The 22,896-nt window shown below is 54.7% G+C and carries 22 protein-coding genes and 1 pseudogene; 11 read left to right on the forward strand and 12 right to left on the reverse strand.

Features of this window, described 5'->3' with window-relative positions:
- Position 1 precedes the first annotated feature (1 nt).
- Positions 2–2,044 (forward strand): annotated as a pseudogene (locus tag CMQ96_RS20590) (DUF2207 domain-containing protein).
- 34 nt (positions 2,045–2,078) lie between these two features.
- Here the strand turns inward: CMQ96_RS20590 and cho are convergent.
- Positions 2,079–2,939 (reverse strand): excinuclease Cho, encoded by an 861-nt coding sequence (gene cho, locus CMQ96_RS20595; RefSeq protein ID WP_004138213.1) that lies wholly within the window; start codon positions 2,937–2,939, stop codon positions 2,079–2,081.
- A gap of 102 nt (positions 2,940–3,041) precedes the next feature.
- Complete coding sequence (gene nadE / locus CMQ96_RS20600) at positions 3,042–3,869, reverse strand: ammonia-dependent NAD(+) synthetase (RefSeq protein WP_024359442.1); 828 nt, start codon at positions 3,867–3,869, stop codon at positions 3,042–3,044.
- A 230-nt stretch (positions 3,870–4,099) separates the two neighbouring features.
- Between nadE and osmE the strand changes: the two genes are divergently transcribed.
- The 7 genes from osmE to chbG all read left to right on the forward strand — a co-directional run bounded on the left by osmE (position 4,100) and on the right by chbG (position 10,044).
- Complete coding sequence (gene osmE, locus CMQ96_RS20605; protein ID WP_004121344.1) at positions 4,100–4,438, forward strand: osmotically-inducible lipoprotein OsmE; 339 nt, start codon at positions 4,100–4,102, stop codon at positions 4,436–4,438.
- 285 nt (positions 4,439–4,723) lie between these two features.
- Positions 4,724–5,044: a PTS N,N'-diacetylchitobiose transporter subunit IIB gene (gene chbB, locus CMQ96_RS20610; protein WP_004101340.1), complete on the forward strand. Its 321-nt coding sequence runs from the start codon at positions 4,724–4,726 to the stop codon at positions 5,042–5,044.
- 168 nt (positions 5,045–5,212) lie between these two features.
- Positions 5,213–6,571 carry a PTS N,N'-diacetylchitobiose transporter subunit IIC gene (chbC, locus tag CMQ96_RS20615; protein ID WP_004121341.1) on the forward strand — a complete coding sequence of 453 codons (1,359 nt, stop codon included), beginning with the start codon at positions 5,213–5,215 and terminating at the stop codon, positions 6,569–6,571.
- Positions 6,572–6,624: 53 nt separating this feature from the next.
- The gene (gene chbA, locus CMQ96_RS20620) at positions 6,625–6,972 is read left to right on the forward strand and encodes a PTS N,N'-diacetylchitobiose transporter subunit IIA (RefSeq protein ID WP_004138207.1); all 348 of its coding nucleotides are present in this window, start codon (positions 6,625–6,627) and stop codon (positions 6,970–6,972) included.
- Between the two features lie 12 nt (positions 6,973–6,984).
- The gene (chbR, locus tag CMQ96_RS20625) at positions 6,985–7,824 is read left to right on the forward strand and encodes a transcriptional regulator ChbR (RefSeq protein ID WP_029669837.1); all 840 of its coding nucleotides are present in this window, start codon (positions 6,985–6,987) and stop codon (positions 7,822–7,824) included.
- A 102-nt stretch (positions 7,825–7,926) separates the two neighbouring features.
- Positions 7,927–9,273, forward strand: a complete 1,347-nt coding sequence (locus CMQ96_RS20630; RefSeq protein ID WP_004138202.1) for a 6-phospho-beta-glucosidase — start codon at positions 7,927–7,929, stop codon at positions 9,271–9,273.
- Between the two features lie 12 nt (positions 9,274–9,285).
- On the forward strand, positions 9,286–10,044 hold the full coding sequence (chbG, locus tag CMQ96_RS20635; RefSeq protein WP_004138201.1) for a chitin disaccharide deacetylase: 759 nt from the start codon (positions 9,286–9,288) through the stop codon (positions 10,042–10,044).
- Positions 10,045–10,084: 40 nt separating this feature from the next.
- Here the strand turns inward: chbG and katE are convergent, their stop codons facing one another.
- Complete coding sequence (gene katE, locus CMQ96_RS20640; RefSeq protein ID WP_024359441.1) at positions 10,085–12,343, reverse strand: catalase HPII; 2,259 nt, start codon at positions 12,341–12,343, stop codon at positions 10,085–10,087.
- Positions 12,344–12,539: 196 nt separating this feature from the next.
- On the opposite strand from katE, the gene cedA reads away from it, so the two are divergent.
- The gene (gene cedA / locus CMQ96_RS20645) at positions 12,540–12,779 is read left to right on the forward strand and encodes a cell division activator CedA (protein ID WP_024359440.1); all 240 of its coding nucleotides are present in this window, start codon (positions 12,540–12,542) and stop codon (positions 12,777–12,779) included.
- Positions 12,780–12,853: 74 nt separating this feature from the next.
- Here cedA and CMQ96_RS20650 read toward each other — a convergent pair whose 3' ends face one another.
- The 4 genes from CMQ96_RS20650 to hxpB form a co-directional block, all read right to left on the reverse strand.
- Positions 12,854–14,245 (reverse strand): L-cystine transporter, encoded by a 1,392-nt coding sequence (locus CMQ96_RS20650; protein WP_004138198.1) that lies wholly within the window; start codon positions 14,243–14,245, stop codon positions 12,854–12,856.
- A 134-nt stretch (positions 14,246–14,379) separates the two neighbouring features.
- Positions 14,380–14,970, reverse strand: a complete 591-nt coding sequence (locus CMQ96_RS20655; RefSeq protein ID WP_004138197.1) for a metal-dependent hydrolase — start codon at positions 14,968–14,970, stop codon at positions 14,380–14,382.
- A 91-nt stretch (positions 14,971–15,061) separates the two neighbouring features.
- On the reverse strand, positions 15,062–15,823 hold the full coding sequence (gene kduD, locus CMQ96_RS20660; RefSeq protein WP_004121311.1) for a 2-dehydro-3-deoxy-D-gluconate 5-dehydrogenase KduD: 762 nt from the start codon (positions 15,821–15,823) through the stop codon (positions 15,062–15,064).
- Positions 15,824–15,971: 148 nt separating this feature from the next.
- Positions 15,972–16,640, reverse strand: coding sequence for a hexitol phosphatase HxpB (gene hxpB, locus CMQ96_RS20665; RefSeq protein WP_098067273.1), 669 nt, complete (start codon positions 16,638–16,640; stop codon positions 15,972–15,974).
- 130 nt (positions 16,641–16,770) lie between these two features.
- Between hxpB and CMQ96_RS20670 the strand changes: the two genes are divergently transcribed.
- Positions 16,771–17,307, forward strand: a complete 537-nt coding sequence (locus CMQ96_RS20670; protein ID WP_064342501.1) for a YniB family protein — start codon at positions 16,771–16,773, stop codon at positions 17,305–17,307.
- Positions 17,308–17,339: 32 nt separating this feature from the next.
- On the opposite strand, the gene yciA is transcribed toward CMQ96_RS20670, so the two are convergent.
- The 4 genes from yciA to CMQ96_RS20690 form a co-directional block, all read right to left on the reverse strand.
- Complete coding sequence (gene yciA / locus CMQ96_RS20675) at positions 17,340–17,738, reverse strand: acyl-CoA thioester hydrolase YciA (protein ID WP_004121302.1); 399 nt, start codon at positions 17,736–17,738, stop codon at positions 17,340–17,342.
- 99 nt (positions 17,739–17,837) lie between these two features.
- Positions 17,838–20,018 (reverse strand): TonB-dependent siderophore receptor, encoded by a 2,181-nt coding sequence (locus tag CMQ96_RS20680; protein WP_004138183.1) that lies wholly within the window; start codon positions 20,016–20,018, stop codon positions 17,838–17,840.
- Between the two features lie 230 nt (positions 20,019–20,248).
- Positions 20,249–20,788 carry a septation protein A gene (locus CMQ96_RS20685; protein ID WP_004101360.1) on the reverse strand — a complete coding sequence of 180 codons (540 nt, stop codon included), beginning with the start codon at positions 20,786–20,788 and terminating at the stop codon, positions 20,249–20,251.
- Between the two features lie 52 nt (positions 20,789–20,840).
- Entirely contained in the window at positions 20,841–21,584 is a 744-nt protein-coding gene (locus CMQ96_RS20690; RefSeq protein WP_004121298.1) for a YciC family protein, read from the reverse strand.
- 313 nt (positions 21,585–21,897) lie between these two features.
- On the opposite strand from CMQ96_RS20690, the gene ompW reads away from it, so the two are divergent.
- Positions 21,898–22,536 (forward strand): outer membrane protein OmpW, encoded by a 639-nt coding sequence (gene ompW / locus CMQ96_RS20695; RefSeq protein WP_049085487.1) that lies wholly within the window; start codon positions 21,898–21,900, stop codon positions 22,534–22,536.
- A gap of 97 nt (positions 22,537–22,633) precedes the next feature.
- Here the strand turns inward: ompW and CMQ96_RS20700 are convergent, their stop codons facing one another.
- On the reverse strand, positions 22,634–22,879 hold the full coding sequence (locus CMQ96_RS20700) for a YmjA family protein (RefSeq protein ID WP_004139568.1): 246 nt from the start codon (positions 22,877–22,879) through the stop codon (positions 22,634–22,636).
- Positions 22,880–22,896 lie beyond the last annotated feature (17 nt).

The raw sequence follows: 22,896 nt of genomic DNA on the forward strand, positions 1-22,896 counted from the left end.
AATGGCGAATTTACTTTTTCAGGGGGGGCGCACCCTCGTCCTGCTGCTGCTTTTGAACATCAGTGCGGCTTTTGCCGCCGACGACATGATCATCATCAAGGATGCCTCCCAGCTTCCCGCTGACGCTATTCCAGCGTATGAACATATCCTCTCTTTCGATGCTCGGGCGCGCTTTAACCCGGACGGTAGTATGGAGATGCGAGAAAATATCAAAGTACTTTCTCTGGGCAGGCAGATTCGGCGGGGGATTTTCCGTACGCTGCCGCTGACCTGGAACCGTCAGGACGGCAAGATCTTTCGCGTGTATTACGCGATCGAGTCGGTGTCGCGCGATGGCGTGCCTGAGCCTTTTAGCCTTGACGAAGCAGAAAAAAAACTGACGGTACGCATTGGCAGCGGCGAACGGGTCCTGAAACCCGGGATCTATAACTACGAAATTCGCTATCAAATCAGCAACCATTTCAGCCGCTTCCCCGAGTGGGATGAGCTTTACTGGAACGTGACGGGCAACGACTGGGCGTGGCCTATCAGCAAGGCCAGCTTTCATCTTGAACTCCCGGACGCCGTTGGAAATCTCAACGCTGACGCTAAGGACGCCAGACTGCGATCGCTTGATGTTTATACCGGTGTCGCAGGGGCGAAAGAACACAATGCGCAAGTTCTTCCTGACGGTAGCGTCCGCACCCTGCGGCCTTTGGCGCGGGGGGAGGGGCTGACCGTGGTCTATACCTAGCCTCGGTCGATCCTTGCCGACGCTCCGGCGCCGGAGGCCGCTTTGCCGCTGGTACATCTCCTTATCCCCACCTTAAAAACCGGCGTGGTCTGGCTACCTTTGCTGCTTATGGCCGCTTATTACCTGATGTGGTGGCGAAAAAACGTCACCAAAACCGGGCTAAAAATGCCGCCGGTCGTTGCGCTTTATTCGCTGCCCCCCGGCATGTCTCCGGGATACCTGCGTTTTATCACCCGGCGTAAATATGATGATGTGGCTTTTAGTAGCGATTTATTAGCGCTGGTGGCTAAACGCGGAATGGCGGTCAGCGGGGACAGTCATCACACTCATAACCCGTGGCTTGCTGACTCCGGCGTAAAACAGCGGTTAACCCGTTTGCCCGTTGAGGGAAACAGGCGATTAAACAGTGATGACCTGAAGCTGTTAAGCACGCTTTTTAAAGATAAACAAAAGAATATCGATCTCAGCAAGGCCCATCAACGCCCCATGCAAAACGCGCGTGAACAGCTGGAGAAACGTTGTGTGGCGCAGCGGACTAAGGTGTTTCGCAAGTGGGGGCAGCCGCTGCGGCGCTGCATCTATATCGCGCTGCTGGTGCCGGTGGTTTGCGGCATTTGGGTTAATACGCAGGCCGCGCTGCTGACGATACCGGCCGCGGTTTTTATGCTGATTGGCGGAGCGATGCTCACCTGTTTGCTGCGCTTTATATGCCGCCCGCGGGAAATGTGGCGTGCCTGGGGGCCGGTACCGCTCTTTTTATTGGCGTTCTTCGGCCCCTTCGCGACGCTGGGAGGCGGGATTTTTCTCTTTGGTATACTGCCCATCACCCAGCTTCCGTCAGGATACATTGGCGCGCTTATGGCTGCGTTCGCGCTGTGCGTTTTCGTTGCCTGGAAAACGCCTCGCTATACGCAGCACGGGCTTGATGAACTGGCTATCGCGAAAGGATTGATGCTCTATCTGGGCACCGCCGAAAAGCATCGTTATCAGATTATCTATCCGCCTGAGCAGATGATTTCCCATTTTGAAGCGCTGCTGCCGGTTGCCCTGGCGCTGGACGTAGGGAAAACATGGGCAAATACCTTTGCCCACTACCTGAGTAGTACAGGCGCCATGTCGCATGCGTTTGCCGCCGCCGACTGGGGAAGCGTCGAACACTTCAGCGAAGCCTGCCGAACCGCCTCTATGTCAACGCCGGATAGCGGTTCAGGGAGCGGTTCATCATCAGGTTCAGGTTATAGCGGATCCGGTTCCTCTGGAGGTGGTTCATCCGGAGGCGGCTCGGGCGGGGGCGGCGGGGGCGGCTGGTAATTGCCCCGATAGCGAATCGGGGCTTACATTTGCTTCACAGGGGATGGAGCTTATAGCGGCCGCTGAGCAGCGGCTTGCACAATATTTTATAACCGTCATGGTCAAATTTGGCCGACAGGCGCGTGAGCGATGATGCCTGTGACAGGGACGCTACCGCGCCGAGCCACAGCCAGTTTTGAATAATGTGGTATTGCGTCATATCATCGCTGCTCTCTTCCAGCGCGATCGCTCCGGCCCACGGCCAGCACACCAGCTGCATCTTTTGCATGTTCTCGCGCAGCCGCTGATGGTGCGTTTCAACGCTCTCTTTCCCGCAGCAGGCCCCCGCGCAGCGGCCCAGGGCGGAGCGAAAGCAGGCGCGCCCGCGGTTGAGCGGTTCAAGGCCCATTAATCCGTAACAAAGGCGATGCTCATCGGCGATTTTTTGCAGCGCCTGCAGCGCCGCGCGGCGATTTGCAAACAGGCCATAGAGATCGCTTTGCTGTGAGAAATCCAGCTCGCTGGCGTAAACCACCTGAGGACGGTCGTCAGCAAGGCGTAATGAGCACAGCTGCCTGTTTTGCCGCAGTCGTTTATTGAATAGCGGCTGCTGTTCTTTAATCAGCTGCGCTTCTAATAACAGCGCGCCGAGTTCGCCAGCCGTCCGCTGCCAGGTAATACGCCGCGCCTGGCGCAGCATGGCCGCTTCGTCGGGCGTGCGCAGATGCGACAGCACCCGGCTGCGGATGTTCACGCTTTTACCAATATACAGCGGCAGGGTGTCGCTTTCGCCGTGGAAGAGATAGACGCCCGGCTGTTTAGGCAGCGCCTCAAGCCACGGACGCAGATGTTCGGGATACGCATAAATTGCCGCCGCTTCAAATTCGAGACGCGGGGCGGATTGCCTTCTTGCCACTTTTGCTCCTGATGCTGTTTATTTATCCAGTATAGCAGCCGGAGGGAGAGGCGAAAAGGATAAAAAATCGCCCCGAGGCGTCGGGGCGAGGGGAGAAGGGGATTACTTTTTCCAGAAGTCGTCGAAGACGGTAATCGGCGGTCTGCGTTTATGTTCGGTTTTCAGATACCAGCCCTCAATCGTTTTCGCGATTTTCTCGTCCAGCGTTTTGCCTTCCAGATAGTCATCGATATTTTCGTAGGTCACGCCCAGCGCCACTTCGTCCGGCAGTGAAGGGCGGTCGTCCTCCAGATCGGCGGTCGGCAGCTTTTTATACAGATGCTCCGGACAGCCTAAATGGGCCAGCAGCTGTTTGCCCTGGCGTTTGTTGAGGCGAAAGATGGGGTTAATATCGGTACCGCCGTCGCCGTATTTGGTGAAGAACCCGGTGATCGCTTCCGCCGCATGGTCGGTGCCTACCACTACGCCGTGGGTCATTCCGGCGATGCTGTACTGCGCCTTCATGCGTTCGCGGGCTTTTTCATTACCGCGAACAAAGTCGCTAAGTTCGATCCCGGCCTCGCGCAGCGCCTGCTCGCTGGCCAGCACGGCGCCCTTAATATTGACCGTTAATACGCGATCCGGCTGAATAAATGCGATAGCGTCCTGGCAGTCCTGTTCATCCGCCTGCACGCCGTACGGGAGGCGCACGGCAATAAACTGCAGGCTGCTGTCGCCGGTTTCGGCGCGCAGTTCGTTGATGGCCAACTGACACAATTTACCGGTGAGCGTAGAGTCCTGGCCGCCGCTGATGCCGAGGACCAGCGATTTAATAAAGGGGTATTTTTGCAGGTAGGACTTCAAAAAATCTACGCTGCGGCGTATCTCGGCTTCGACATCGATCTGGGGTTTTGCGCCCAGCGCCTGAATAATCTCTTGTTGTAGCGTCATTGCGCCCTCCGGGAAGTAAATCTGTTTGCCAATCAGCAGAGGTTTAACCTACCTCTTTGCCGGTAAAACGACAAGGATCACAATTTTGAGTGAAGCAAAAGCAGGCAACCGCAACAAGAGGGGATTTATTATTGGAAAGCTCTTAATTTCGTTTCATTTCCACCTTCGGCTTGAAAAATAACGATATTTATTCCAGGCTTATTAACACGCCAAAAAAAAGAGGACGGAACATGAACAAGCATTTTGCAGGATTTCTGGGCGCAGCAGCTGTATTGACCATGCTGGCAGGCTGTACGGCCTATGACCGTACCAAAGATCAGTTCACTCAGCCGGTGGTCAAAGACGTTAAAAAAGGCATGAGCCGCGCCCAGGTTGCGCAGATTGCCGGTAAACCTTCATCAGAAGTTACCATGATCCACGCGCGCGGTACCTGCCAGACATACATCCTGGGTCAACGCGATGGTAAAATTGAAACCTACTTTGTCGCCCTGGACGATACTGGCCACGTGATAAATTCCGGTTATCAGACCTGCGCCGAGTACGATACCGATCCGCGCAACAGTAAGTAATACCCCAGCCGTAACGCTGATTTCTACGTAAGCCCGACCATTGGTCGGGCTTTTTTGTGAACTCTGATGCTTATTTAATTGCGCGAATTATTTGAGGGAAATGTGAAGGCAGTCAAAACGCGAGGTCAATGAGAGACAATTCTGTTCAAGGAGGAATTATCCTGGCGCTGAACGATGCCGTATACTCAATGCATAAACAATACTAATTCAAAGAAACATCTCTTACCGCCTCTCAGGCATCCATGATGCCGGGAGGACCGGGTCACACAAATTGAGGAAGCGTTCATGGAAAAGAAACATATCTACCTGTTCTGTTCTGCTGGGATGTCGACATCACTGCTGGTATCGAAAATGCGCGCCCAGGCCGAGAAGTATGAAGTGCCGGTGATTATTGAAGCATTTCCGGAGACCCTGGCCGGTGAAAAAGGTCCTGATGCCGATGTCGTATTATTAGGCCCACAAATTTCCTATATGTTGCCGGATATTCAGCGTTTACTACCCAATAAACCCGTAGAAGTCATTGATTCTGTTTTGTACGGTAAGATCGATGGATTAGGTGTTCTGAAAGCGGCCGTTGCGGCCATTAAGAAAGCTGCTGCACAATAATTTTTATTTTAAAACTCGACATATTTCGGATAGCAGCGGTTAAAATTTCGTGAGGGTGTGTTTTAGCTGTTTGCTGTCCGAAATACCCAGAGTTTATTTTCCCGTCAAAGAGTAATTTCATCTATCATTGCCGCAATGATTATATTGCGGCCTTAAAGGGTATTTATTATGAGTAAAGTGATTGACTCGCTTGAAAAGGTACTCCTTCCTTTTGCCGTCAAAATAGGAAGGCAGCCCCACGTCAATGCAATTAAAAACGGCTTTATTAAGTTAATGCCATTGACGCTAGCCGGGGCAATGTTTGTTTTAATTAACAACGTATTTTTGAGTTTCGGTGACGGCTCCTTCTTTTATTCAATGGGTATCCGTCTGGATGCCTCCACCATAGAAACGCTTAACGGTTTTAAAGCTATTGGCGGTAACGTTTATAACGGTACGCTCGGCATTATGTCGCTAATGGCGCCTTTCTTCATCGGTTCCGCGTTAGCTGAAGAGCGTAAAGTGGACCCGATGGCCGCCGGTTTATTGGCCGTGGCGGCATTTATGACCGTCACGCCTTATAGCGTCGGTGAAGCCTACGCCGTTGGCGCTAACTGGTTAGGCGGCGCCAATATTATTTCCGGTATTGTGATCGGTCTGGTCGTTGCCGAGATGTTCACCTTTATCGTACATCGCAATTGGGTGATTACGCTGCCGTCCAGCGTGCCGGCTTCGGTTTCCCGTTCATTCTCGGCGGTTATCCCGGCATTCATTATCCTCTCGATAATGGGGATTATCTCCTGGGCGTTGACCCACTGGGGGACGAACTTCCACCAGATCATCATGGACACGATCTCCACGCCGCTGGCCTCAATGGGCGCCGTCGTAGGCTGGGCATACGTTATTTTCACCTCGCTGCTGTGGTTCTTCGGCGTACACGGGTCGCTGGCGCTGTCGGCGCTGGATAGCGGGATCATGACGCCGTGGGCGCTGGAAAACATCGCAACCTACCAGCAGTACGGTTCCGTCGAGGCCGCGCTGGCCGCGGGTAAGAGCTTCCATATGTGGGCCAAGCCGATGCTTGATTCCTACATCTTCCTTGGTGGTACCGGCGCGACTCTGGGCTTAATCATCGCCATCTTTATCGCTTCACGTCGTGAGGATCATCGTCAGGTGGCCAAACTGGCGCTGCCGTCAGGCATCTTCCAGATTAACGAACCCATCCTGTTCGGCCTGCCGATTATTATGAACCCGGTGATGTTTATCCCGTTCATTCTGATTCAGCCTCTGCTGGCGGCTATCACCATGACGGCTTACACCCTGGGCATCATCCCGCCGATTACCAATATCGCGCCGTGGACCATGCCGACCGGTTTAGGCGCCTTCTTTAACACCAACGGTAGCGTCGCGGCCCTGCTGCTGGCCCTGTTCAACCTTGCCGTATCCACCCTGGTCTACCTGCCGTTTGTGGTGATCTCTAACAAAGCGCAGGGCGTTATTGAGCAGGAAGAGAGCGAAGAAGATATCGCTAACGCACTGAAATTCTAATATTAAGCGGTACGGGAGGTTTCCCGTACCGTCCAGGAAATAAGGGAGTCATTATGTTTGATCTGGATAACATCGCAGCAGAAGAGAGCGCGGTTAACGACCTCGAAGAGGTGGTGATGGGGCTGATTATCAACTCCGGACAAGCGCGTAGCCTGGCTTATGCCGCGCTTAAGCAGGCAAAGCAGGGAGATTTCGCGGCGGCCAAAGCGATGATGGAACAGTCGCGCATGGCGCTGAGCGAAGCGCACCTTGTCCAGACGCAACTGATTGAGAGCGACGAGGGCGAGGGCAAAATGAAGGTGAGTCTGGTGCTGGTTCATGCGCAGGATCATCTGATGACCTCAATGCTGGCTCGTGAGCTGGTTGCCGAATTGATTGAGCTGCACGAGAAGGTACAATAGGTCATCGACACGATGAGGCAGCCAAAGATGATGACCACTGAAATCAGTACCGCCCGGGAGCAACAACTCTTTAACGGCAAGAACTTTCATGTGGTCATCTACAACAAAACGGAGAGCGTAAGCGGGCTTCACCAGCATGATTACTACGAATACACCATCGTTTTAACCGGGCGCTATTATCAGGTTATTAATGGCAAACGGGTGCTGCTGGAGCGCGGGGATTTTGTCTTTATCCCAATGGGGTCGCATCACCAGAGTTTTTATGAATTTGGCGCGACGCGCATTCTTAACGTCGGTATCAGCAAAAGTTTCTTTGAGAAACACTATCTGCCGCTGCTGCCGTTTGGTCTCGTCGCCTCTCAGGTCTATGCCGTTAAAAGTACTTTTCTCAGTTATATTGAGTCGGTTATTGCATCACTGAATTTTCGCGAAACTGAATTTGACGAATTTATCGAACTGGTGTCTTTTTACACCCTGAATCGTTTGCGGCACTATCGTGAAGAGCCTACCGAAGATGTTATTCCGCAGTGGTTGAAAAATACCGTCGAGGGTATGCACGATAAGCTTAAATTTGGCGAGGGGGCGCTGGAAAATATGGTTGAGCTTTCCGGTAAAACGCAGGAGTACTTAACCCGCGCAACCCAGCGATATTATGGCAAAACGCCGATGCAGATGATTAACGATATTCGCATCAACTTCGCGAAGAAACAGTTAGAGATAACCAACTACTCGGTGACCGATATCGCCTATGAGTCGGGGTACAGTAGCCCAAGTCTGTTTATTAAAACATTCAAGAAGCTGACTTCCTTTACCCCCAGCAGCTATCGGAAACACCTCACCAGTATTAATTAACCGGGCGCGGAATAGTCCGCGCGGTCTAAATATTCAAATTAACTGTCCGTATTTACGCGGAGAGCGGGTGCCGCATATGCGCTATCCGCAAGGGAGAAAATAATGAGCCAGAAATTGAAAGTAGTGACAATCGGCGGCGGCAGCAGCTATACCCCGGAATTACTGGAAGGATTCCTGAAGCGTTATCATGAACTGCCAATTAGCGAACTGTGGCTGGTGGATGTCGCTGAAGGGCAGGAAAAGCTCGATATTATCCACGCGCTGTGCCAGCGCATGGTGGAAAAAGCCGGCGTTCCGATGAAAGTCTACAAGACCCTGGATCGCCGCGCGGCGCTGGAAGGCGCCGATTTCGTCACCACCCAGCTGCGCGTTGGCCAGCTTAAGGCGCGCGAGAAGGACGAGCGTATCCCGCTGAGCCACGGCTATTTAGGCCAGGAAACCAACGGCGCGGGCGGATTGTTTAAAGGTCTGCGCACCATTCCGGTCATTTTTGACATTGTGAAAGATGTTCAGGAAGTCTGTCCGAACGCCTGGGTGATTAACTTTACCAACCCGGCGGGCATGGTAACCGAAGCGGTTTATCGGCATACCGGCTTTAAGCGCTTTATCGGCGTGTGCAATATTCCTATCGGCATGAAGATGTTTATCACCGACGTGCTGAAGCTGGCTCCGAGCGATGAGCTCAATATCGATCTGTTTGGTCTCAACCATCTGGTGTTTGTTCGCGATGTGCTGGTCAACGGCGTTTCACGCTTTGACGAGCTGCTTGACGGCGTAGCGTCGGGTCGATTGAGCGCAAACTCGGTGAAAAATATCTTTGATTTGCCGTTTAGCGAAGGGCTGCTCCGGTCGCTGCGCCTGATCCCTTGCTCCTATCTGCTCTACTACTTTAAGCCAAAAGAGATGCTGGCGATTGAAATGGGCGAGTACTACAAAGGCGGCGCGCGCGCGCAGGTAGTGCAGAAAGTTGAGAAACAGCTTTTCGAGCTCTATAAGGATCCGGATCTGAACGTGAAACCGAAAGAGCTGGAGCAGCGCGGCGGGGCCTATTACTCCGACGCCGCCTGTGAAGTGATTAACGCCATTTACAATGATAAGCAGGCCGAGCATTACGTTAACGTGCCGCATCACGGCCACGTCGATAATATCCCGGCCGACTGGGCGGTAGAGATGACCTGTACGCTGGGTCGCGATGGCGCCAAACCGACGCCGCGCATTACGCACTTCGATGAGAAGGTGCTGGGTCTGATTTACACCATTAAAGGTTTTGAAGTCGCGGCAAGCGAAGCGGCTATCAGCGGTAAACTGGACGATGTGCTGCTGGCGCTTAATCTAAGCCCGCTGATCCACTCCGATCGCGATGCTGAAAAGCTGGCGCGGGAGATGATCCTCGCGCACGAGCAGTGGCTGCCAAACTTTGCGGCGACTATCGAAAAACTGAAACAGTAACGGGAGCGGCTCATGGAACGCGTGTTAATCGTCAATGCTGATGATTTTGGCCTCAGCAGGGGGCAAAACTACGGCATTATCGAAGCTTGCAAGAACGGTGTGGTCACCTCCACGACGGCGCTGGTCAACGGCGCGGCGATTAGCCACGCTGCCCAGCTTAGCCGCTGCGTCCCCGAACTGGCGGTGGGGATGCATTTTGTCCTGACGCTGGGCGAACCGCTATCGGCGATGCCGGGGCTAACCCGCGAAGGGCGTCTCGGTAAGTGGATTTGGCAGATGGCGGAAGAGGACAGCCTGCCGCTGGACGAAATCGCCCACGAACTGGAGCAGCAGTATCAGCGCTTTGTCGAGCTGTTTGGCCATGAACCGACGCATATCGACAGCCATCACCATGTGCATATGATCGCGCAGATCTACCCCATCGTCGCGGCGTTCGCCCGCGAGAAGGGCGTGGCGCTGCGGATCGACCGCCAGCTGGCGACGCTGTCAGGCCTGGCGCAGGATGCGGCGCGCAGCAGCGAAGGGTTCGCCAGCGAGTTTTACGGGGAAGGGGTTTCGGAAGCGCTGTTTCTGCAAACCCTGGATGCCTCTATCCGCCGCGGTGAGACGTCGCTGGAGGTAATGTGCCATCCGGCGTTCGTGGATAACACGATTATGGGCAGCGCCTATTGCTATCCGCGTCTGACCGAGCTGGATGTGCTGACGAGCGAGTCGCTAAAATCGGCGATTACCGAGCGCGGTTACCGGCTCGGAACCTATCGCGATGTATAAAGGCAAGTCAAAAGCCCGGCATTTCTGCCGGGCATCTTTTTTATGCCGGGATCGCGGCGATTTTGGCGCTTCTTGACCACACCCGATGCGCCGCCATCAGGGTAATCAGTTCATCCAGCGCCTGGCTATCAATGGCATCCGTCTCAACAACGCCTTCTTCACCCTGGCTGGCAATCTGCAGTGGCGCTTTGCACTGCCGGGCATCGCCTGCCAGAAGAATCGGTTTCAGGTGTTTGTAGGCTTCCAGCAGGTAATAGTGGAAATCGCCGTTGTTGCTCAGGCTTTGCAGATCGCCGCCGGGAACGATAACCGCATCGACGGTTAACGAGGGCGACCCGGCAAAGGTTCCGGCCACCGGAAGCTCGCTACCGTCATCGGCCTTCACTTTACCCATTCGGGAATAGAGCAGTTTGGCATGTACTCCGTGCGCCTTCAGCGTCTTCAGCAGCGCCAGCAGCTCTTTCGCGACCGGCCGATCGTTAAGCAGTACCGCTACCACCCGGCCTTTAACGTCGCCGCTGGGAATGGCGTACAGGCTTAAGGTCGGATCTTTCTTCAGGCCGTTAACATCCGGCGGCGGGGTGATGCTGCGCTGCTCGTCGGTGAGCTCAATCCCCAGATTTTTGCCCACCGCCTGAGCCAGCTGCAGGTCGATATGCGCCAGCTGATCGACCACCCGCTCGCGGATCCACTCCCTGACGACCTTGCTCAGTTCGAAACTAAAGCCGTCGATAATATGCTGCTGCTCAATAGGCGTCTGGCTACGCCAGAACAGCAGGGGATGAGAGTAGTACTCGCCAAACGAGGGGCTGCGCTGGCGAATTTTTTCTCCGTCAACCCGCTCGGCATAGGATTCAAAGCCGCCGCGTTTAGCGGCTGGCGGCGTCTCCCGCGGCCAGTTATCGTTAATGGAGTTGGGCTCGTAGTTTGCCGGGTTGGTATCAATATCCATCCGGTGCATGCCGTCGCGCTGGAAGTTATGGTACGGGCAGGTGGGCTTATTGATCGGGATTTCATGGAAATTCGGCCCGCCGAGGCGGCTAATCTGCGTATCGGTATAGGAGAAGAGTCGGCCCTGAAGCAGCGGGTCGTTGCTGAAGTCTATCCCCGGAACGATATGCCCAGGATGGAACGCCGCCTGTTCGTTTTCGGCAAAAAAGTTATCCGGGTTGCGATTGAGGACCATCTTACCGACGCGCTGCACCGGGACCAGCGCTTCCGGAATCAGCTTGGTGGGATCCAACAGATCGAAATCAAAAGCAAACTCGTCCTCTTCCGGGATCAGCTGTAAGCCCAGTTCGTACTCAGGATAATCGCCGGCTTCAATTGCTTCCCATAAATCACGGCGGTGGAAATCAGGATCGCGACCGGTCAGCTTTTGCGACTCGTCCCAAACCAGAGACGCTTTGCCTGCCACGGGCTTCCAGTGAAAACGTACGAAGGTGGCTTTGCCTTGCGCGTTAATCAGGCGGAAGGTGTGGATGCCGAAGCCCTCCATCGTGCGGTAGCTGCGGGGCAGTCCGCGGTCGGACATTGCCCACATCACGTTATGCAGCGTTTCCGGCTGTAGCGAGACATAATCCCAGAACGTGTCGTGCGCGCTTTGCCCCTGCGGGACGGCCCAGTGTGGCTCAGGTTTCACCGCATGAACAAAATCAGGGAATTTGAGCGCATCCTGGATAAAAAAGATCGGCGTATTGTTGCCGACCAGGTCGAAAATCCCTTCGTCGGTATAAAACTTGGTGGCAAAACCGCGGATGTCGCGGACCGTATCGGCGGAGCCTGCGCCGCCCTGAACGGTTGAAAAGCGGACGAAGACCGGCGTTTTTTTCTCCGGGCTGGAGAGGAAATCGGCTTTGGTGATGTCGCTTAAATCGCTGTACGCCTGGAAATAGCCGTGCGCAGCGGAGCCGCGGGCATGGACGATCCTTTCCGGAATGCGCTCGTGGTCGAAGTGGGTGATTTTTTCACGCAGGATAAAATCTTCCAGCAGCGTGGGGCCGCGTTTACCCGCGCGCAGCGAGTTTTGATCGTCAGCGATGCGAACGCCCTGGTTGGTGGTGAGGGCAAAATCCTCACCGCCTTTGCGATGCTTTTCGAGGGCATCAAGCTTTTCGCTGTGCGTATCCGGGGCTTTCATACTGCCCGGCGCGGTCGGCTCTTCGCCTGGGGCGGTGGGATGCGGCGTGGGCCGCCAGTTCTGGTCTTCGGGGGCCAGGGCATCCAGACCAGGTTTTGCTTCCCGGTCATCGTGAACCGGTGATTGATGGGGTTGTGGGTTAGGGTGTTTATCAGACATTGCGTGCTCCTGCTTTCATTACTGAAAATGGTCATTGCTAAACCAAAACCCTTCTAATTGTAGAACATCATTTCAAGAACATATTTTTATAAGAGTTTTGCTACTAAAGGGCCGCAAGCAGGGGGCGACGAAAGGGGGCGCTTTCGGCTATGATAAGGGTTTCCGTTTCCCGCTGTGTTTAGTGAATCTATTTGTGATGAAACCACTTCGCCAACAAAATCGTCAGGTCATTAGCTACGTGCCTCGAGTGGAGCCTGCGCCGCCGGAACACGCCGTCAAAATGGATGGTTTTCGCGACGTCTGGGCTCTGCGGGGTAAGTACGTTGCCTTTGTGCTGATCGATGAACACTTTCGCCGTTCCCCACCGTTTAACGTGCCGGAAGCGGCGCAGCGCTGGGCGACGCAAATGAGGCAGGAAGGCGAAATTGACGGCTGAGGCTGCAGGGGAAATAAAAAAACCGCTGATATTTCAGCGGTTTTTTGTTTTGATAACCTGAAGATGGCATCAGCTTAGCGGTGCGCCAGCTCGGCATCTTCTTCGCTATCGAGAATAGTTTTATCGGTTTGACGCAGCCACTGGCTGGTCAGGGTGCCGGCGGTCATAGACCCGCTCACGTTCAGCGCGGTACGGCCCATATCGATGAGCGGCTCCACCGAGATCAGCAGCGCCACCAGCGTGACAGGCAGGCCCATCGCTGGCAGGACGATCAGGGCGGCAAAGGTCGCGCCGCCGCCTACGCCCGCGACGCCGGCGGAGCTGACGGTCACGATGCCTACCAGCGTTGCAATCCACAGCGGATCGAGCGGGTTGATACCGACGGTTGGCGCGACCATTACCGCCAGCATCGCCGGATAAAGACCCGCGCAGCCGTTCTGGCCGATGGTGGCGCCGAACGAGGCGGAGAAGCTGGCGATAGACTCCGGCACGCCCAGACGACGCGTTTGCGCTTCCACGTTCAGCGGAATCGACGCGGCGCTGGAGCGGCTGGTAAAGGCGAAGGTCAGCACCGGCCAGACTTTACGGAAGTACTTCAGCGGGCTCACGCCGTTCACCGCCAGCAGCAGACCGTGCACCACGAACATGATGCCCAGACCAATATAAGAGGCGATAACGAAGCTGCCGAGCTTGATGATGTCCTGCAGGTTAGAGCCCGCAACCACCTTGGTCATCAGCGCTAGTACGCCGTACGGCGTTAACTGCATCACCAGGCGTACCAGCTTCATCACCCAGCTCTGCAGCGTGTCGATGGCGGTGAGTACGCGCTGGCCTTTCGCTACGTCATCTTTCAGCAGCTTCAGCGCCGCGACGCCGAGGAACGCAGCGAAGATAACGACGCTGATAATCGACGTCGGGTTCGCGCCGGTCAGATCGGCAAACGGGTTTTTCGGCACAAAAGAGAGGATCAGCTGCGGGACGCTCAGGTCCGCGACTTTACCGGCGTAGTTGCTCTGAATGGCGTTGAGGCGGGCGGTTTCCGCGCTGCCCTGAACCAGACCTTCGGCGGTGAGGCCAAACATATTGGTCACCAGTACCCCGACCAGCGCCGCAATCAGCGTAGTGAACAGCAGGGTACCGATGCTGAGGAAGCTGATTTTACCCAGCTGCGAAGCATTGTGCAGACGGGCCACCGCGCTCAAAATCGAGGCGAAAACCAGCGGCATGACGATCATCTGTAGCAGCTGAACATAGCCGTTACCGACGATATTGAACCACTGGATAGAGTCCTTCAGCACCTGGCTGTCGGAACCATAGATAAGCTGTAGCGCCAGGCCGAAAACCACGCCGATAACCAGACCGACCAGCACTTTTTTAGCGAGGCTCCACTGTTTATGCCGGGTTTGGGCCAGCGCCAACAGTAAAACCGCGAACACGACAACGTTCGCTATTAATGGAAAGTTCATCCCCGTTCTCCTGATAACTTTTATAACCAGGTTGGTCAATAACCAACTCTTATGACGGCAAGGGTAGCAGAAGGCGTAATTCGTTACTTATATTCAAATGGAATTGATTATAACTAATTGATTAATTCGCTGGTTTATCGCCCAGACTGGTGGCTAATAAAGCGATTAAAGGTAGTTTGCAGCGAATTAATCATATCCGATGACCAGCGAACGGCGCTGTTTTCGGCAACGTTTTGCGGCATCCACACGGCATAGATGAACAGCGCCATGCACAGCGCGCGCTCCAGCTGGTTGCCCTTGCGCGGCGCGAGGAGGGGCAGACGAAAACGCCAGCGGCAGGGCCAGAGCAGCGGAACGCCCGCTGGGGTGAGCATGTCGGCGAGAATATGGCTGAGATAGCCCAGAACCAGACCCTGAACCGCATCTGCCGGAACTATCCAGCTTTCCGGCACTTTCAATGAGAAAATCGCGACCGCGCCAAAAACCACCAGCAGGCTATGGGTGAAGCCGCGATGGCCGAAGGCGCGCGCTATCGGTTTTGATATCCAGCTTAAGCGCTGGCCGAGAAATGACTTCGGGTGATCGATATCCGGCAGCAGACAGGTCAGGATGGCGGAAGGAACAATATGCCACCAGTCGCCCTGGGCCAGCACGGGCGTTAATTCCGCATTTTTCGCAAATACCGCGCAGGCGATAGAAAAGAGGAGGTGGCCTTCCGCCGTCATGATAAAAACCCTAAACTGTCAATTCATACAGTATAGGGTTTTTATACAGTGTGCGAAAGAGGTGACGGTGTAACTCTTTGTCACAAAATCATCAGCGCGCCAGCCAGCCGCCATCCACCGCCAGGGTATAGCCGCTGATGTAATCCGCCGCCCTGGAGGCGAGGAAGACGACCGGCCCCTGGAGATCATCCGCAACCCCCCAGCGCCCGGCCGGAATACGGTCGAGGATCGCTTTGCTACGCTCGGCGTCATCGCGCAGCTGTTGGGTATTATTGGTCGCCATATACCCCGGCGCAATCGCGTTAACGTTGATGCGATGCCCGGCCCATTCGTTGGCCATCAGGCGGGTGATGCCCAGTACGCCGCTTTTTGACGCAGTGTAGGATGGCACCCGAATACCGCCCTGAAACGAGAGCATTGAGGCAATGTTCACGATTTTCCCGCCGTCACCCTGCTGGATAAACTGCCGGGCGACCGCCTGCGAAAGGAAGAACACCGACTTCAGATTCAGATTCATCACGTCGTCCCAGTCCTTTTCGCTAAAGGAGAGCGCATCGGCGCGACGGATGGTTCCCGCATTGTTGACCAGAATATCGACCCGGCCCATGGCGGCCACGGCCTGAGTCACTATGTCTTCAATCTCATCCTGCCGGCTCAGATCGGCCTGGATAGCGGTAAAGCGGCGGCCCAGCGCCTGGACCTTTTCTGCGGTTTCATGGGGGATCCGGCGATTCACGCCGACGATATCGCACCCGGCCTGCGCAAGGCCTAACGTCATTCCCTGGCCCAGCCCGGTATCACAACCCGTCACGATGGCGACCTTGCCCGCAAGGTCAAAGGCGTTCAGTACCATATGCACCTCTGTATGCTGATTTCATGCGTCAAATAACGCCGTTGAGATAAGCATAGAGGGCGGAAGAGGAAAAAACAATTAAAAATGAAACGGTGTTTTATTTTTGTGATGATGGGATGATGCCGCTCTCCCATCATCACCGGCAGGATTAACCGAGCAGGTCGCCCGGCGTGAGGGACTCAAGCGTAGCAAGCTTCACGTCAGCCAGCACGAAGCGCGGGTCGCGGCTGTTTTCCGCTTCCGGTACCACGATAGACCGCATCCGCGCTGCTTTGCTGGCAATCATACCGTTGACCGAGTCTTCCAGCGCCACGCAGTTCATTGGGCTGACGCCAAGACTGACGGCGCAGTTCAGATACACCTGCGGATGCGGTTTGCTGAACGGCAGCATTTCCGCGGAAGCGAGGGCGTCAAACTGGTCGCGCAGTTCAAACATGGTGAGGACTTTTTCCAGCATCCGCAGCGGCGATGCCGACGCGAGGCCGATTTTTAGCCCCTGGGCTTTGCACAATGCTACCGCCTGGCGCGCGCCGGGAAGAAGCGGACGCGCTTCTTCCACCAGCTGGATGGCGCGATTGATGATCCGCGCGGTGACTTCCGCGCGATCCGGGCCTTTCCACGGCTGCTGGGCAAACCACAGGTCGACGACTAAATCGATGCGCAGCCCCAGAATATCCGGCATTTCATGGCGGCGGCTGATATCCACCCCCAGGCTTGCCATCACCTCCAGCTCTGCTTTATCCCACAGCGGCTCGGAATCAATCAGTAAACCATCCATATCAAAAATCGCGGCGTGAATCTGGCGCCTGGCTGACATAAGTCCCTCTCCTTGTAGCGTAAATAGATAACGAATCGGCACTCATGGTATATCATACCGCGCATTATTGGGCGAAATTCGCCGACGAAGGTAGACTTAGAGTGGATAGGCGTCTTAACAAGGGGAACCCATGACGTATCAACAAGCTGGACGCGTTGCAGTACTTAAACGTATTTTGGGGTGGGTGGTATTTATCCCGGCGGTTATCTCGACGCTGATTTCCGTGCTGAAGTTTATGTACGAGCACAGTGAGAAAAAACCGGGCATTGACGCGGTGATGATGGACTTCGCTCATGTGATGATTGAGATGATGCGTTTTAATACGCCGTTCCTCAATTTCTTCTGGTACAACTCGCCGCTGCCGGACTTTAAGCACGGTATGAACATTGGCTTCTGGGTCATCTATATTCTGGTGTTTGTCGGCATGGCGCTGCAGGCGTCCGGGGCGCGGATGGGGCGCCAGGCGAAATTTCTGCGCGAAGGCGTGGAGGATCAGCTGATTCTGGAGCAGGCGAAAGGGGCCGAAGGGCTGACGCGCGAGCAAATCTCCGAACGCGTGGTGGTGCCGCGTCATACCATCCTGGTGCAGTATTTTCCGCTTTACGTTTTGCCGGTGGTCATTATTGTACTGGGCTACTTCTTCTTCTCTTTACTCGGTTTTCTGTAAACGATCGGCCCGGTTGTGCCGGGCCGGCTGCATTACAGGGCGGGCAGGGCGCGAGGCTTGCCCTGATTATCCACCGCGACGTAGATAAACAGCGCTTCGGTCGCTTTATAGCGCTGGCCGATAGGCTCAGACGATACTTTCTTGACCCACACTTCCATATTAATGGTTATCGACGTGTTGCCGCGCTTCACACAGTTGGCGTAGCAGCATACGACATCGCCAACCGCCACCGGGCGTAAAAAGGTCATGCCGTCGACGCGGACGGTCACGACGCGGCCGTGGGCAATCTCTTTGGCCATAATGGCGCCGCCAATATCCATCTGCGACATCAGCCAGCCGCCGAAAATATCGCCGTTAGCGTTGGTGTCCGCCGGCATCGCCAGGGTGCGTAAAACCAATTCGCCCTTCGGCGCAAGATCTGTTGTTGTCATTCTATACTCTGTACTAGTCAAAGATGATCAGGCGCGATGCTACTATGAAAATGGCGTCGAGAGAATAGGGAATACGCCCGCGATAGCGGGCGTGAAGGGTCAGAAGGAGATCGTGACGCCAGCGTAGTAGGCGCGGCCCGGTTCGTTATAGGTCGAAGCGCCTTCGTTTTCACGATAAATTTGCTTATCAAACAGGTTGCTAATCCCGGCGTTCAGGCGCAGGTCTTTCATTAGCTGATAGTTGCCGCCGATACCCACCACGGAATAAGAACCGACTTCATTGGTAGCCAGCACCCCGTTTTCATTACGAATTTCCGCATATTCGCGCGGTTTCTGCCGACCGTACAGGGTCCAGTTGACGTTCGCCGAAAACTTACTGGTCACCTGCCAGTCAAGCAGGGTATTGATGGTGTATTTCGGAATTACGGACAGCGGGTTTCCGGTATCTTTGTTTTCCGATTTGATCATATAAGTGGCGTTGGTGCGCCAGCTGAGCGTATCGGCAATAACCGGAACCAGCAGCGTGCCTTCAAGGCCTTCGACGACCGCTTTCCCGCCATTCTCCCACTGCAGGATATTCGCTCCGCTGGCGGTATTACCCAGCACCTCGGTGCCGGAGACAATCTTGTTTTTGTAATCGTTGCGGAACCAGGTGACGCCAGCGTTGTAACCGTTGAGATTAAACTCAAGACCAATCTCTTTATTGATGCTGATTTCCGGGTCGAGATCCGGGTTACCCAAAAGATAGCAGTTGCCATCGGCAATACTTATCGGGCAGCCGTTTCCGCGCGTGGAAAGCAGGTAGCCTTCGCTCGACTGATACAGATTCGGCGCTTTAAACTCGCGGGCAATACCTGCTTTGACCTTAAACATATCCCCCAGATCCTGCGACAGGTTCAGACTCGGGCTCCAGTTGCTGCCGAAGTCGTTATGGTAGTCGAAGCGCAGACCCGGGATAATATTGGTGCCCGGCGTTGCCTCAATATTGTCTTCGAGATAGATACCGGTCAGCGTGGCGCTGTTCTTGGGGCTGCGTTGTGAAGGATCGCCGGACACCCCGGGGAGCGCATCCGTGGTGGTGGTGGCCTGCATGGACGCCGGATCGTTGAGCTCATCGCGATTCCACTCCATGCCCAGCGTCAGGGTCTGTTCAGCGAGCCAGTTGAAGGGGAGATTCACCTCGGCGGTTGAGCGCCACGACTCCAGGCGGCTGGTGTCATAAACATCGCTATTGATCATCCCTTCCACGCGACCGGTAGTACCCTCCTGCAGACGGGTATTGTTGGTTTTTTCGTAGTAGACGCCCGCCTTCGACTGGCCCCAGTCCCAGATCCCGTTATAGGTCAGCCCCCAGGTCTGTCGATACATCCGGTTTGTTTCCTGACCGTAGAGGGTATCCACCAGGCCATTGGGGCTCATATTACTGTTGCTATACTGGGTATCGCCGGCATAGATATTGCCCTGCCGGCTATAGGCGTAGCTAAAATCGATAATCTGCTGCGGCGTGACTTTCCACGACAGCAGGGCGTTAATATCTTTGTTGCGCACACCTTCGCGGCCCGCGGCATAAGATCCATTTTGCGCGCGGTTAATATCCCAGGCGTCGGGTTCGGTTTTGTTAATGTTGCCGTATAAACGCATGGTCAGGGCATCCCCGGCCAGCGGTCCGTTGAGGTTAAAATTAGCCCGGTTAGTGGAGCCTTCTTTGTTATTTTCCGGCTGATTGGTATAGAGCGAGAGCGAGCCGTGCCAGTCGTTGGTGGGGCGTTTGGTGATGATATTGACCACGCCGCCCGCGGCGCCTGAGCCGTAGCGCGCTGCGGCAGGGCCGCGCAGAACTTCAATGCGTTCCACCATTTCCGGCGGCACCCAGTTGCTGTCGCCGCGGGTATCGCGCTCGCCGCGCCAGCTATAGCGCACAGAATTGCGGGAAGTGACGGGCACGCCATCAATAAGGATCAGCGTGTTTTCCGGCCCCATACCGCGAATATCTATTTGACGATTGTTGCCGCGGCTGCCGCTGGCGCTGTTGCCGGTCAGGTTTACGCCGGGCATTTTACGAATAATTTCTGAGAGGTCGTTAACCGGCGGATCTTTGGCGATATCTTCCGCGGTGATGATCGAGACGCCCGGCTGCTGCTTCAGCGCCTCTTCGGCGGTTCCCCGTACCACCATGGTTTCGGTATCCTGCTCCACTTCTTCGGCAAAGCCAGCCGGACTGAACAAGCCTGCGATGGCCAGAGCGAGGGGAGTGGTTATGTGCTGTTTCTGCGGTCTCATGATAAATATCCCTATAAAAGCGGGTGAAATTGAGATCGAGAATATCAATGATAATAATTATCATTACAATAACACTGCGTTAATCTCCACAAAATCCTCACATTTGCCGCAACTTTCCGTGATCCGGCAGATATCATGAAGAAAACGGTTTTTTAATCCTGTTCAGAGAGCATAACAGTAGATCAAGGGGGGAGACGGCACGCAGAGCTGCGTGCCGGGAGAATGGCAGCTTAATGATTGTCGTCCTGCGGCATATGGCGATAGATATAAACGCCGCTCAGCAGGGTGAAGACCAGCGTCAGCGCGGTCAGGCCGAAGACCTTGAAGTTGACCCAGATATTCTGCGGCAGCCAGAAAGCGATGTAGATATTCGCCAGCCCGCAAAGAATAAAAAATACCGCCCAGGCCAGATTGAGCCGCGACCACACCTGCTGCGGAAGCGTCAGCTCTTTCCCCAGCATGCGCTGGATCAGCGGCTTTTTCATCACCCACTGGCTAAACAGCAGCGCGCTGGCGAACAGCACGTAGATAACCGTTACCTTCCATTTAATAAACTCGTCGTTATGGAAGAAGATAGTCAATCCGCCGAATACGGCGACCAGGACGAAGGTAATGAGCGCCATTTTTTCGACTTTGCGATAGCGTACCCAGCTGTAGATCAGCACGATGGCGGTGGCGATAATCAGCGCGGTTGTCGCGGCGTAAATATCATATAGCTTGTAGAATGCGAAGAAGACTACCAGCGGTAAAAAATCCAGAAACTGCTTCATACATCGATTCCGTCGTTCAGATCGGGGCAGAAATAGCCCGCCCCGGATTAAGTTAGTTGCGAATAAGCATATACAAGCGGAATAAATAGATCAGCAACAATGCAGAGATCAGATTACTGAGGGTATTTATTACCACCGCGCCAACGTTCGGCGTCAGGACCGCGAAGCTCGATGCAAACAGCAGCAGCAGCGTTTTCGCCAGCAGCCAGCCGATAATCGCCGGCGCCACCAGACGCACGTTGGCCCAGGCCAGACGCATACTGCCACGCATGGCGCTGAAAATGCCGATTTTATCCTGCACCAGCATAACCGGTGCGAAAGAGAGCACGATAGCCAGCAGGACGCCAGGCACCACCACCAGCATCATCCCCATCTGCACGATAAACGTCGTCAGCAGGATCAGCAGCAGCAGCTTTGGCAGCACCGGCGCGGAAGCGCCGATCGCGCGAAGGGCGCTGACCCGCTGACCGGCGGAGATCATTTGAATCATGAGCAGAACGCCGCCGGCAAGGATGGCGTTGCCTACAAGACCGGAGAAAGTGGAGGCCGCGGAGGCTCGCAGCAGGATTTGCTGCTGCTCAGGCGTCATGCTCTGAACCAGTTCAAACAGCCCGCCGCTACCCGCCAGGCTATCGCCCTGGCTTAATATCGACAGCTGTTCTTCACTGGGTGAAAAGGCATGGCCAAGTACTACCGTAATGAACGCGCATAGCAGCGCAATCAGTAGGATAGTAACGAACTGATTGCGGAAAAAGTTCCCGGTGTCACGGTAGACGGACTTCGCCGTGATAGACATGCATTCTCCTTGAGTATTGCAGGTGTTAACTAGCCGGCGATTGTACCGCAAATCGCGGCTGGGTAGCAGTCTCTGCTGCTGCGCGCTAAGTATATCTTTGTAAATAGAAGAGGAAATCAGCGAAGCGCTGTCTGGAGGACCATAAAGGAAGAAACTTGATACCATACGCTTATCACTGATTGTATTGAGAAAGTGAAAATTAATCTGGATCAATAAATGTTAAATTTGCCGACTTAATGTGATCTATGTTGGATCAAACATACCTCTTTGTATGTATATTCTTGCGCTGAATAACCATAATGAGGAAGTGGGTATGAAAAAGTTAGCAGCGGCGGTTGTTATTCTGAGCAGTCTTTCCGGCAGTAGCGTCTGGGCGCATGAAGCCGGTGAATTTTTTATTCGCGCGGGTTCGGCCACGGTCAGGCCGACCGAAGGCGCGGGCGGTACGTTAGGCAGCCTGGGGGGCTTTAACGTCAGCAACAATACGCAACTGGGTCTGACATTCACCTATATGGCAACCGAAAACATTGGCGTTGAACTGCTGGCCGCCACGCCGTTCCGGCATAAAGTCGGGACCGCGGCAACCGGCAATATTGCGACCGTTCACCATTTACCGCCGACGTTAATGGCGCAGTGGTACTTTGGCGATTCGAGCAGCAAACTGCGTCCTTACATTGGCGCGGGTATCAACTACACGACCTTCTTCGATGAGAGCGTGAACGATACGGGTAAAAAAACCGGTATCTCTGACCTGAGCCTGAAAGACTCCTGGGGAGCGGCAGGGCAGGTGGGGATGGACTATCTGATTAACCGCGACTGGCTGATTAACATGTCGGTGTGGTACATGGATATCGACACCACCGCCAACTATAAGCTGGCGGGCGCGCAGCAGCACGACAGTATTCGTCTGGATCCGTGGGTGTTTATGTTCTCTGCGGGATACCGGTTCTAAAGTCCCGGATAAAGCTGGTCGCAATGACCAGCTTTATTACGCTTTCTGACGCGTGGCGGATTTGCTTAAGCCTCCCCCGGAGCGGCTGCAGTAACGGCTACTCATTACCCCATTTATTCAGAAATACCGCGATATCATCAATGCGCTGGCGATCGATGCCCGCTTGTACGGCCATCTCTCCCTGCGCTTGCTCGCTGATTTCTTCGTTATTCATCAGGCGAGTAATCAACAGCTGGAAATAGCGCGCCAGAGGATCGCGTTCCGACTCGCTGACGGGCTCAGCGGACTCGGTCGAATACTCATCCGCAATGTCGTAATATTTCAGTGGTACTTCCTCGTGCATAAATCGCTCCCCGATTG

Origin of the sequence: Klebsiella sp. MBT K-1 (assembly GCF_002556465.1) — a bacterium.
GTDB lineage: Bacteria > Pseudomonadota > Gammaproteobacteria > Enterobacterales > Enterobacteriaceae > Klebsiella > Klebsiella grimontii.